We start from the raw sequence: 12621 nt of genomic DNA, 5'->3' as shown, positions 1-12621 counted from the left end.
AAACAAATCAACACATTTCGACATAAAATGTAAATTTATGTTGATTTTAGTGTTTACAAACGATAAAAAACTGACTATTATAACAATAGAAGATAAATCTTAGCTAAGAAAAAAGAGTTTGACATTTTATGTCTAAAGGAGAGCGTAATGTATTCAAATGATGATACAAATCAAAAGAAAGGGAGTTTTTTAGGACTTGTCCCTTTATTAGTCTTTTTAGTTCTTTACTTTACCATGGGCATAGGGAGCGGAAGCTTTGATAATTTTCCGCTTTTGATCGGAATGTTCATTGCAATGGTAATATCTTTAATGCTAAAAAAGCCTGGTGACAATAAAACCTTTTCAGAAAAAGTAGATATGTTTTGTGAGGGCGGCGGAGATAAGACATTAATACTTATGGTCGTTATTTATATGCTTGCTGGCGCTTTTTACGGAGTTGCCAAGGCGATGCATGCTACGGACAGTGTGACAAACATAATGTTATCAGCTATGCCGACTAGAATGATTTTGCCCGGGTTATTTCTTATTGGATGTGTTTTATCATTTTCAATGGGAACTTCGATGGGTACAGTATCTGCATTACTTCCAATCGGCCTTGATATTGCTTCAAAAACAGGCGTTAATGTGGCTTTAATCTGCGGTATCGTTGTCGGCGGTGCAATGTTTGGAGACAATCTATCATTTATATCTGACACAACAATCGCTGCCACGACAACCCAGGGTGTCGATATGAGAGCAAAATTCAAGGCAAATGTTTTCATGGTTTTACCGGCTGTTATTATAAATATAATTGTTCTGGCTTTAATACCAATCAGAGCAGAATCAATTATTACAGATGGGGCTTTCGATATTGTGAATCTTATTCCGTATGTAATGATTATCGCATTATCACTGGCAGGTATACATGTCATCCCCGCTATGGGATTATCGATTATTGTCGGAACCGCTATAGGCATTATTCATGGAGACTTCACATTTGCAGGTTCTTTCAATATTATTCATGAAGGAATGACATGGATGGAAGATATGTCCGTTATCGCGGTTTTTGTTGGTGGAGTTATTGCACTAATGAAATATTATGGTGGTATTGATTGGCTGCTCAGTACTATTGGACGAAATACCAAAGGAAGAGTTGGAGGAGAACTATCTATTGCGCTTCTTGTAACACTTGTAGATATTGCAACTACAAATAACACAATGGCAATTATTGCTTGTGGACCAATCGCAAAAGATATTTCTAAAAAGTATGATATTGCGCCTGAACGTACTGCATCAATTCTTGATTTGTTTTCGTCTGCTGGTAACGGAATCACACCATATGCTGGTCAATTACTTGTTGCTGGAGGTTTAGCCGGAATAGCTCCAATTTCTATTATGCCATTTGTTTTCTATTCGTGGTTAATGTTTGGGTTTGGATTATTGTTTATCATTTTGGGACTTCCAAGTAAGCTTACTCATAAAAAAGAGCATGCAGAAAAGGGTCAGGTAAAAATTGCATAACGATTAAACGTCATGGCTGTAGAGAACCTGAATGTCTCTACAGCCTAAATAATTGAAGGAGGCAATATGACTAATACAAAATATTCAAAACATTTTTTAATGAATAAAGATACTGTAATAGATTATGTTAAAGATAATATTAATTATTTTAAACGCGACGCCTCTTTGGAGGCCGATGAAATAGGAGATGGAAACATAAATTATGTTTTTGTCGTCCGGGATAAAGCGTCAGGTAAATCAATTGTAGTTAAACAGGCTGATACATTACTTCGTTCTTCAGGCCGTCCATTTGACACACATCGAAATAAGATTGAGGCAGAGATCTTAGCTACAGAAGGAGAACTCGCACCAGGGAGTGTTCCAAAGATCTATGACTATAACGAAACAATGTGTGCATTGACCATGGAAGATATATCAGACTATAAAAATCTGAGAAAAGAACTTATGAAAGGGAAGATATTCCCTAAATTGGCAGATGAAATAACTGATTTTATGGTTGATACAATGCTTCCAACAACAGATTTGGTTATGGATCGCCATGAGAAAAAAAAGAAGGTTCAGTTATTTACAAATGTTGATTGTTGCGATATCACAGAAGATCTTGTTTTGACCGAACCATATTATAATTATAAAAATCAAAATATAATCACTGAAGGTGAGGAAGATTTTGTTATAAAGAATCTTTATCAGAACGAACACTTAAAGGCTGAAGTTGGAAAACTGAGGAACAATTATATGAATAATGCTCAGGCCTTGATTCATGGGGATCTACATACTGGATCTATTTTTATAAATGATAAAGGGTTAAAAGTAATAGATCCTGAATTTGCTTTTTATGGTCCTATTGGTTATGACACTGGAAATGTAATAGGAAATTTATTCTTCGCATGGGCTAATAAGCTTGTAACAGAACCTGAAAATACAGAATTTCTAAAATGGATTGAGGATGCTATAAGAGATGTTTATGATCTTTTGATATATAAGTTCAATAAGAAATTTGATGAATGTGTGAAGTTCCCTCTTTATAGTAAAGAATTCAAAAAGTCATATATTGATTCCATCATGTCAGATACTATTGGATATGCCGGAACTGAGATCATCAGGCGTACGGTAGGAGATTCAAAAGTCATAGAAGTCACATCGGTAAAAGATCATGAAAAACGAATAAAGTTAGATGAATTGTTGGTAAATGTTGGCATACAATTCATATTAAGCAGAAGTAATTACAGAAATGGAACTGATGTAGTAGAAGTATTTAAAGAGGCCGCTAAGAAATGATTGAATTACATAACAGACAAGATGAAGATCTAGCATTCATGCTAAGATTTGAAAATGTTGCATGGTATCAGGATGGAATGGTCCGAATTCTGGATAGAAGAGTCTATCCTGTTAAGACAGAATTTGTGGAATGCTTTTCATATGTAGACGTAGCTAATGCCATTAAAGATATGGTCACACAGAGTGAGGGTCCGTATAGTGCGGCAGCAATGGGAATGGTATTGGCTGCATATGAGTTTAGAAATGAGACTGATCCTCAGATCATTATACAGAAGTTAAAAGATGCTGCATTTACCTTATCTCACGCACGTCCTACAACGTCAGAACAGATGAAAGGTATTGTAGATGGAGCAGTTAAAGTTGCGGAAGATAAGCTTAAAGAAGAGATTATAGGAAAACAATTGGTCGATGAATTGTTCCAGTATGCTTATGGATATATGAATGACAATTATCGTCGGTACACGATAATTGGAAAAAACATTGCAGATTTAATACCTGATAATGGAACAATATTGACCCAATGTTTTGCGGGTACGGTTGTTGGAACTATGCTTAGAGAATGTAAACGTTTGGGCAAAAATGTCAAGGTCTATTGTGCTGAAACAAGACCTTATTATCAAGGATCGAGGCTAACGGCAAGTGTTGCATGCGACATGGGATTTGATGTTACCGTGATTTCCGATAATATGCCAGCATACACAATGAAAGCCAAGCATATAGATTTGTTTACTTCTGCGTCTGATGTTATCACTATGGATGGACATGTTGTTAATAAAGTTGGAACATTTCAGATTGCTTTGGCGGCTAAGTATTTTGGTATTCCTTATTATTGTACAGGAACTCCAGATTTAGCGCATCCTGATATGAGTAGTGTTGAAATAGAAGAAAGAAATCCACAACAAGTTTTAGAGTCTTTTGGACAGAGAATAACAATGGATGGAGTCCATGGGTACTATCCTGCTTTTGATGTAACGCCGCCTGAACTCATTACCGGAATTGTAACAGATATTGGAACTTATAGACCGGAAGAAGTTCATCGTTATTTCGAGGATAAGAAATGCTAAAGAATATATCAAATAAAATATCACCTGACTTGCTCAAAACACTTGCTGAAATGGGCCATGGTGACACGATAGTACTGGGTGATTGTAACTTTCCGTCAACTTCGGTTGGCAAAAGATGCCTTAGAGCGGATGGGGTATCTGCCTCAGCATTACTTGAGGCGATAATGAGATTATTACCATTGGATGTAAATGAACCTGAACCGCAAGTTATTCTAATGAAATCAACAGATCATCCTGATTATGTTCCGGAGATATGGGGCGAGTTTAAAAAAGTAATCGAAAAATTTGAACCTAAGGCGAAATTTTGTGCAGTTGAAAGAAATGAATTCTATGAAAAATCACGAAACGCTTTTGCCTGTGTTCAAACATCGGAAGAAAAGAGTTTTGGATGCATTATTCTGCGCAAGGGAATTTGGCATACAGAAAATGAAGAAGGGTAAAGGTGTGCAGAAATGTTAATGAAATACGAAAGACAACAGATTGTTGATTATTGTAAGAAGATGACCGTCGATCATTTGACTAGTGGAACTGGCGGTAACATTAGTATTTTTGATCCGCTTACAGGCTTTATGGCAATTAGTCCGTCTGGAATTAACTATTTTGAAACTAAGCAAGAAGATATTGTCATTATGACATTGGACGGTCAAATTGTTGAAGGAAAAAGAAGACCTTCAAGTGAACATAATCTTCATATAGCACTTTATAAGAAAAAAATCGATATTAGCTCTATCGTCCATACTCATTCTATGTATGGTATTGTTCTTTCTACATTAAATCTTCCAATAAAGGCCGTTGATTATATTCTTGCCGACGCAGGGGCCACTGAAGTTCCGGTTGCTCCATATGCAACATTTGGGACAGAAGAACTCGCCCAGTCTGTTGCAAATACAATTGGTGAAGGCAGGGCTTGTTTAATGGCAAATCATGGCATGGTGACATGCGGTAAAGATATTGAATCAGCTTACAATTTGGCAAGAGAATGTGAATGGATTGCGGAAATACAATGGCGGGCAATGGCTGTTGGTGTCCCTAATATTATTGATGACACAGAGATGAGGAATGTGATGCAACGCTTTAATGATTATGGGCAGCCTCATAACAGAAAGGAAGTTGTTTATGATTGATTTTGAATATATAAATCCTGCCAGAATCATTTTTGGAAAAGAACCATATGGAAAAGTGGAATCCATACTTAGAAGTATGTGTGTCAAATCAATGATCATGGTGTACAGCGGAGATTTTGTTAAGGAATTAGGGATATATAGAAACATAGAGTCTATATGTAAAAAAAACGGAATCAAATTAATTGCTAATGGTGGAGTGGTTCCTAATCCTAAGATTGAATTAATACGAGAAATGATTCAACAAGGAAAAGAGAGTAATATTGACTTTGTTCTTGCTGTTGGTGGTGGAAGCTCGGTGGACACTGCCAAGGCAATTGCTCTTGGCATTCCATATAATGGCGATGTATGGGATTTTTTTGAGGGTAAAAGTTCACCAGATAAGGCACTTCCGATAGGAGTAATTTCAACTATCCCTGCATCTGGTTCAGAAACATCAAATGCTGCAATTGTATCAAATGGAATTCATAAAGTTGGATTTGAACATGAATTAATCATTCCTAAATTCGCAGTGATGAATCCGCTTTACACTCGAACTTTGCCAAAGTATCAGACAGCTTGTGGTATATCTGATATTTTAAGCCATCTGCTAGAAAGATACTATACAAACACAGAACATGTAGATACTACTGATTATTTAATAGTAGGAGCCATTAAGGCTTTAATGCTAAACGGAGAACGAATTATAAATAAACCTGATGACTATGATGCTAGAGCTGAGATACAATGGTTGGCGTCAATAGCGCATAATAACTTGTTAAATACAGGACGAGTTGATGATTGGGCATCACATCGTATAGAACATGAACTGAGTGCGCAATACAATATCACTCATGGTGAAGGCATGGCTATTGTAATGCTTGCATATTTGAAATATGTTGCTATATATCATCCTCATAAAACAGCAGAACTATCTAATAGACTTTATGGATTTGATTATAAGAACTATACTGAAAGTCAAATGACTTTGAAGCTTGTAGATGAATTCGAGCGCTTTTATAAAATGCTAGGGCTAATAACTACGCTTTCTGAATTGTCTATTGATGACTCGGATTTTGAGAAAATGGCTTTACGCGCAACTAAAGATGATACTGCAACGGTAGGACATTATTATCCACTAAATGCCGAAAAAATTATAGATGTATTGAGATTGGCATTATAATATAACATTTTGTAGTCACAACTTTTGACTTCAAGATCGACAAAAATAGTTGAAAAAAGAAGATAGCTCTAGATTTACTAACTTTATTTCATTTGTTTATCAATTGTCAGCATAAGCAAGTACCTCTGAACATAGATTTCTTTTTTAAGATTTCTGTGCTTGAGAGGTACCTTTTTTTATTTAAGGGTTTCCATGAGCAGGAAATCCTTAAGCTTGATATGTTTGACATTGCTGGTTGAATAATCGATATCATCGTGGGTGATAAGTATCTTGGTATATATTTGATTGAGTCCGGAGAAATAACCACTATCCTTTGATTGAGATTTTATTGGTAGTTTTTTTAGTATGCCGGAATTCATAGGAACTTTAAAAATATCATAACACATCGATCCATGGTTTATCAGGCACTTCACAGTTCTCGTAGTTTTCGATATTAATAACAGGATACCATAGATCATAATTTGAATTATATTCTTTTTCAATCACTCCATAGTACCTTATCCAATCATCCGGTTTCAGCATAGTGTCGTCAGGTATTTTACATATGAATCCAAACATGGACAGATCTTCTGCACAACAGATCATTGCAAAACGTCCCAAAATGCATGACCCGTTATTATCGTCAGATTTTTTAATGACCATACCGATAAGATGTACTTTCTTTCCCAGATACCTGTCCACGTTGTCCATTATATCTAAATAAAATGCAGCATAGTTTTCATCCATTATGTCGAGCTCGTCTTTGGTAAGATCATATGGGAGAGCTCTTGTCAAATCGAGATTCATTGTACCGTTATTATCGCAAAAAAATATTTCGGAATAGGGATTTATAGCTTTTATGCTTCTGTTGAAAACAGATAATTTATCTGTAAGTCCATCGCATTGATTGAAGATTGTCATTCCAGCATTTCTGACCTGTTCAGCTACCATGGATTTCATATTTCTTGAATATAGTTCAAATGTTGTTGCATCTATGATACATACTTCATTTATTTCATCCCAATGCCATGGAAGAACAAGGTTTTTCCTGTTCCACATGCCATTGTACTCAATAATAACGCGCTCGGGTTGTATGTTGTCCTCAATTGACATGATGTTATCGGGATTGAAATCCTCATAGTTATCTATCGTGATTTTTACAACATCATTATCCGTCAGTAATTGTGTATCATATTCTTCATCACCCTCTTCGCATTCAAGCAGGAGAGTAGTTCCGTTGATTTTAAAATCTTCACGTGACAGGAGCGCTTTTATAAAGCTTGTTTTTCCGGAATCCAGAAATCCATTTATAAAATATATTCTTGCCATATACTATGCCCGCTTTTCCTTTTCCAGGCACTCATTGAGGAGCTTAATTATTTCTTTCTTTTCAAAGCCTTTACCGATAAAGACCACCTGGTTTAATCTGTCACCGTATTGTTCATCCCAATCGTCACATATATCAGGAAAATCTTTTATCAGTGAGTCAAGTTCCTCTTTTGGCCAAGCAGAGATCCATGGTGTAAGTTCTGTAACAGAAGCATTTCTTCCGGCCTGCTCAAAGAGCTGAATATGTTCTTCATCATCGGAAAACCAAATATATCCTTTGGATCGTATCAAAGTTTCGGGGTAGTTCTCAACAAAGCTGTTGAAAGCTTCTCTGTTAAACGGAGACTTCTCTTCATAAACAAACGAAGAAATACCATATTCGTCAACACATGCTTTGGAATCCTTTGGATCGCAATCATTCAGAGCTTGTTGAACTGTACTTGAAGCAGATACTTCATCATAGTCAAAATCATCTCTGTTAATAAATTTATCGAGATCAACATTACCATTTACACATGTTATGATCTCAGCTGTCTTCTGAAGATTTCTTAGAGCCGATTTTACTTCCTGAAGCTCAGAATCAGTGAGAAGATCTATTTTGTTAAGCAACATGACATTACAGAATTCTATCTGATCAATGATGAGATTTATGATATCACCGTCCTCAACATCGTCCGACTCTGATAATTCATGAAGAAATTCTCTGTATATTCTATCGGCATCTACAACAGATACCACTGTTTTAAGGTAAACTCTAGTGTCCGTTGATTCTTCATAATTTACAAAAGCACCTGCAATTGATGAAGGTTCACTGATACCTGAAGCTTCGACAAAGATAGCATCGATACTATAATCCTCGGCAAGACGTTCGATCTCTTCCATGAATTCATCTCTCAGGGTACAGCAAATACATCCGTTCTGCATTTCGACCATCTCTATCTGTTGTACCTGATTTTTGGTCTTGTCCAATATTGATGCATCTATGTTGATGCTTCCCATATCGTTTACAATAAGTGCAACTTTTCTTTCTTCCTGCATCAAAAGATGTTGCATCAATGTGGTCTTACCGGATCCAAGATATCCTGTGATAAGTACTACCGGAACTTCTCTTTTTGACATTATGTACCTCGTTTCTCGCAGTTCACGTTGATCATAACTGAAACACTAATATGCAATACGGTTGCATATTATAAGTCGACGAAGCTGCTTTGTCAACAATATGCAACTATATTGCATATTACGAAGAGGATCTTCGATAGTAAAGTTGCAATTATGATATAAGGTAAAGAAAGAGAGCTTTGTATGTATTTCTGAATGGAAGTTTTTCATGCGAGCCTTTAATCCGAAATGTCTAATCTGTGCAGAACCGGTTGAAATCAGTGTGATTTCTGCCGGTTCTTTATTTTGCGATATACTAGAGTCATATATTTCAGGGTGGCTGACGGTATCGTCAGAAAGAGAAAAGGAGGATAGTTTTAATTATGAATGATTACATTGCATATTGCGGGTTGGATTGTGAGACTTGCGAAGCTCGTCTTGCAACTATCAATAACGATAATGAATTGCGGATAAAGGTATCGAAGGAGTGGTCTGAACTTAATGGAGTTGAGATTACACCTGAAATGATCAACTGCTCCGGATGTCGGATTCCGGGAGCGAAGACTGTATACTGTGATTCTTTATGTCCTATCAGGCAGTGTGCACAAGAAAAAAAGATGGAAACTTGTGGCGGATGTCCGGAAATGAAGTCGTGCGAAAAGGTAGGAGCAATTATCGGAAATAATGCAGATGCACTGACCAGACTTGAGAACGCCTGAGAACCTACATGAGGTTCTCAGGCGTTTCTAAAGTGCAATTATCAGAATTTTGGAAGCTGCGCAACAGATGCTGCGATTTCTTCATCAGTAGGAACATAGTCATCCATCTTGCCGTCATGGAATTTCTCATAGGCATACATGTCGAAATATCCTGTTCCGGTAAGACCGAATACTATGGTCTTCTCCTCACCGGTCTCCTTACAACGCAGAGCTTCATCAATAGCCGCACGGATAGCATGAGAGCTCTCAGGTGCAGGGAGTATTCCTTCACAACGTGCAAACTGCTCAGCCGCCTCAAATACCTTTGTCTGAGGAACAGCGAGCGCACGCATCAGACCGTCATCATAAAGCTGTGACAATGTAGAACTCATGCCATGGAAGCGAAGACCACCTGCGTGAGTTGGTGCCGGAATATATCCGCTTCCAAGTGTGTACATTTTTGCGAGAGGACATATCATTCCTGTATCGCAGAAATCATATGCATAGGTTCCTCTTGTGAAACTTGGGCATGACTCAGGCTCTACAGCAAGAATATCGTAATCAGCTTCGCCACGGAGCTTCTCACCCATGAAAGGAGCGATAAGTCCTCCAAGATTTGATCCGCCACCTGCACAGCCGATGATCATATCCGGTTTGATACCGTACTTATCAAGTGCAGCCTTCGTCTCAAGACCAATGATACTCTGGTGCAGCAAAACCTGATTCAATACAGAACCGAGAACGTAACGATAGCCTTCTGTATGTGTTGCCACCTCAACCGCCTCAGAAATAGCACAACCGAGACTGCCTGTAGTACCAGGGTACTTTGCGAGAATCTTTCTTCCGACCTCTGTGATTTCTGAAGGAGATGGTGTGACGGAAGCACCGTAAGTTCTCATTACTTCTCGGCGGAATGGCTTCTGCTCATAGGAAACCTTTACCATGAATACTTTACAATCAAGATCAAAATATGAACATGCCATAGAAAGTGCTGTACCCCACTGACCGGCTCCGGTCTCTGTGGTCACACCTTTCAGGCCCTGCTTTTTTGCATAGTAGGCTTGAGCTATGGCTGAATTAAGTTTATGAGATCCGCTGGTGTTATTACCCTCGAACTTATAATAGATCTTTGCCGGAGTCTTTAACTTTTCCTCAAGGCAATATGCTCTTACTAATGGTGAGGGACGGTACATTTTGTAAAAGTTACGGATCTCCTCCGGAATTTCAAAATTTGCTGTAGTTTCATCCAATTCCTGATTTACCAGCTCTTCACAGAAAACAGCCGAAAGCTCTTCTTTGGTCATGGGCTGATGGGTTGCCGGGTTTAAAAGAGGAGCGGGCTTATTTTTCATGTCAGCCCTAAGGTTGTACCAGCTCTTTGGCATCTCCTCTTCGTCAAGATAGATCTTGTACGGAATTTTCTTATCACTCATAGTGCACCATCCTTTCTGCCGCCTTCCTACGGCATACCTTTGTTATTGATTCCGGGACAGAAATGCTTTCTGCAAATTTAAACACAAAAAAATCCCATCCCAACTAAATATTGCTGGGACAGGATAATATATATCATTCCTGCGGTGCCACCCGGCTTGACGCTCTAGCGCCCTCTCAACGCACACCATCATGTGCTGACGTTTTGGCTTCTTAGCCAATTACGAAGTTGTCCAACTCCGTCTCACATACTTCGGTACTAAACGTTGCCGTTTCTGATCGCCCTCTGAAGTCCATTCGATGTCGGCCCTATGTCCACGCTTCCACCATCCGCGGCTCTCTATACATTGGCTACCAGCATCTACTCACTCTTCATCAACGGTTTAAAGTATTAAAACATGAAAAAGTGAAGATTGTCAACCCGTTTTAATAAAAACTGCTTGGCATAAACACATTATCTTTATAATCCTATAAGTGAAAAACAGACCTATATCCGTGTAAGGAGAAGGTCTGTTATGGGTTTGTGATATATTATAGCCATAAAGGGCATAATGTGAGGAATTGGCAGTATTCATAAAGCATATATTTGATGATAGGAAAGAAAAAATGAAGGATATACCGGAATTAACGATAGAAACCATAAAGAGAATGGAAGATATGTCGTGGTTTACCCATGCACAGGTTTTTGATGATCTGATCATTGTTGCTCAGAAGGAAACAGCCTGTTATATACTTAAAACATCGGCAGGGCTTGTTGTGATCGATGGTATCTGGCCGGATAAAAGAGTCTATGATGAGATAATCTGTTCGATTGATGAAGCTGGCTGGGATCACAAAGAGATCATTATGTTTCTAATGACACACGGTCACATTGATCATGTCGGATGTGGGAAATGGCTTAAGGAGGATTCCGGAGCCCGAACCTTCCTTTCGGAAGAGGATGATAAATTAAGGCTTTCCACACCGCATGAAGATGGTCGTAACGATAACTGGAAAGAATTTGAGATCGATGAGTACATATGTGATGGAGATATGATCGACTGCGGAGACAGGAGTATATATGTAATGTCAACTCCCGGACATACAAAAGGATGTTCCAGTTTCATTTTTCCGGTGCATGAGAATGGAGAAAAACATATGGCATGTCTCTTCGGCGGTGCCACACCTCCATGGGGAGATGTGGACGGTAGAGTCCTGCAAAAGGAGTCTATAGATAAGTTCATGAAGATTGCCGGGGAAAAGAAATGCGATGTTGCTCTGACGAATCATACTGCCTTTGACTGCGGACTGGAACGGATAGCATACAGCAGGGCGAGAATATCCCATCTCCCTAACATTTATATTCTCGGAACAGATGGAGTACAGAATTTTTGCAAGGTTTTTGAGAGAATACTTCAATTATGAAAAATGGGATATATTTATTTGTTCAAGATCTTCTTTAGCTCTTTGGCAAAAGCTTCCTGATATGAGGACTGCTCTGACTTTAGCTGTTCTTCGGATATTCGTTCGACCGTTTCTGATTTGATGAAGCGAAGCTGTTTTAAAGCTTTTTCAGTTTTTATGGCAACCTGAGTATATTCCGGTCCGATTAACAGTAATTTCAGAGCATCATCCGGTTTAAGATAGCCGCTGGTCATAATTCCCAAAGTATCGAAAATTGTGTCATTGGCAATGGGACCGATAACTGCGTCTGCAGTCAAACCATCTATCGTTCTTCGGTTGTTATATATGTATTGAAACCAATCTACGCTTCGCGTAAAAGTGTGGATATTCAATCCTGTTTCATCGAGTTCATATTCACTAACTACCGAGTTTTTTCTGGCCCAACGATATGTAAAGTCCCGATCCGGAGATAAATAAAATCCCCAGCCGAAGTCGGCATTCTTCCGGCCGTGATGGATATCCGGGTTTTTGATTTCCTGTCCGCTTGTATGATATAGAATCATTATGTTTATCACACC

12 protein-coding genes are annotated in these 12621 nt (G+C 38.3%); 8 read left to right on the top strand and 4 right to left on the bottom strand.

Going from position 1 to position 12621, the window contains the following annotated elements; all coding sequences use genetic code 11:
• The first annotated feature begins 147 nt into the window (after window positions 1-147).
• From BXO88_RS06180 to BXO88_RS06155, 6 genes are all read left to right on the top strand, one after another.
• Entirely contained in the window at window positions 148-1500 is a 1353-nt protein-coding gene (locus BXO88_RS06180; protein WP_078036879.1) for a Na+/H+ antiporter NhaC family protein, read from the top strand.
• Between the two features lie 66 nt (window positions 1501-1566).
• Complete coding sequence (gene mtnK / locus BXO88_RS06175; RefSeq protein ID WP_078036878.1) at window positions 1567-2778, top strand: S-methyl-5-thioribose kinase; 1212 nt, start codon at window positions 1567-1569, stop codon at window positions 2776-2778.
• The gene (locus BXO88_RS06170; RefSeq protein ID WP_078036877.1) at window positions 2775-3842 is read left to right on the top strand and encodes an S-methyl-5-thioribose-1-phosphate isomerase; all 1068 of its coding nucleotides are present in this window, start codon (window positions 2775-2777) and stop codon (window positions 3840-3842) included. The genes mtnK and BXO88_RS06170 overlap by 4 nt, the downstream gene beginning before the upstream one ends.
• The gene (locus BXO88_RS06165) at window positions 3836-4282 is read left to right on the top strand and encodes an RbsD/FucU family protein (RefSeq protein ID WP_078036876.1); all 447 of its coding nucleotides are present in this window, start codon (window positions 3836-3838) and stop codon (window positions 4280-4282) included. The genes BXO88_RS06170 and BXO88_RS06165 overlap by 7 nt, the downstream gene beginning before the upstream one ends.
• A gap of 18 nt (window positions 4283-4300) precedes the next feature.
• Window positions 4301-4966, top strand: coding sequence for a class II aldolase/adducin family protein (locus tag BXO88_RS06160; protein WP_242945167.1), 666 nt, complete (start codon window positions 4301-4303; stop codon window positions 4964-4966).
• Window positions 4959-6125: an iron-containing alcohol dehydrogenase gene (locus tag BXO88_RS06155; protein ID WP_078036874.1), complete on the top strand. Its 1167-nt coding sequence runs from the start codon at window positions 4959-4961 to the stop codon at window positions 6123-6125. Before BXO88_RS06160 ends, BXO88_RS06155 begins: the two co-directional genes overlap by 8 nt.
• Window positions 6126-6500: 375 nt before the next feature.
• On the opposite strand, the gene BXO88_RS06145 is transcribed toward BXO88_RS06155, so the two are convergent.
• The gene (locus BXO88_RS06145; protein WP_078036872.1) at window positions 6501-7433 is read right to left on the bottom strand and encodes a TIGR03943 family putative permease subunit; all 933 of its coding nucleotides are present in this window, start codon (window positions 7431-7433) and stop codon (window positions 6501-6503) included.
• A 3-nt stretch (window positions 7434-7436) separates the two neighbouring features.
• Window positions 7437-8552, bottom strand: coding sequence for a CobW family GTP-binding protein (locus BXO88_RS06140; protein ID WP_078036871.1), 1116 nt, complete (start codon window positions 8550-8552; stop codon window positions 7437-7439).
• 362 nt (window positions 8553-8914) lie between these two features.
• On the opposite strand from BXO88_RS06140, the gene BXO88_RS06135 reads away from it, so the two are divergent.
• On the top strand, window positions 8915-9250 hold the full coding sequence (locus tag BXO88_RS06135) for a DUF3795 domain-containing protein (RefSeq protein ID WP_078036870.1): 336 nt from the start codon (window positions 8915-8917) through the stop codon (window positions 9248-9250).
• A 41-nt stretch (window positions 9251-9291) separates the two neighbouring features.
• Here the strand turns inward: BXO88_RS06135 and BXO88_RS06130 are convergent, their stop codons facing one another.
• Complete coding sequence (locus BXO88_RS06130) at window positions 9292-10662, bottom strand: TrpB-like pyridoxal phosphate-dependent enzyme (RefSeq protein WP_078036869.1); 1371 nt, start codon at window positions 10660-10662, stop codon at window positions 9292-9294.
• 604 nt (window positions 10663-11266) lie between these two features.
• Between BXO88_RS06130 and BXO88_RS06125 the strand changes: the two genes are divergently transcribed.
• On the top strand, window positions 11267-12064 hold the full coding sequence (locus BXO88_RS06125) for an MBL fold metallo-hydrolase (protein ID WP_242945166.1): 798 nt from the start codon (window positions 11267-11269) through the stop codon (window positions 12062-12064).
• A 14-nt stretch (window positions 12065-12078) separates the two neighbouring features.
• On the opposite strand, the gene BXO88_RS06120 is transcribed toward BXO88_RS06125, so the two are convergent.
• A complete protein-coding gene (locus BXO88_RS06120) occupies window positions 12079-12606 on the bottom strand; it encodes a DUF3990 domain-containing protein (RefSeq protein ID WP_078036868.1) in 528 nt (175 codons plus the stop codon).
• Window positions 12607-12621: the final 15 nt, after the last annotated feature.

This window comes from Oribacterium sp. C9 (assembly GCF_002007235.1).
GTDB lineage: Bacteria > Bacillota > Clostridia > Lachnospirales > Lachnospiraceae > Oribacterium.
This window is presented reverse-complemented; position numbering and strand designations above follow the sequence as displayed.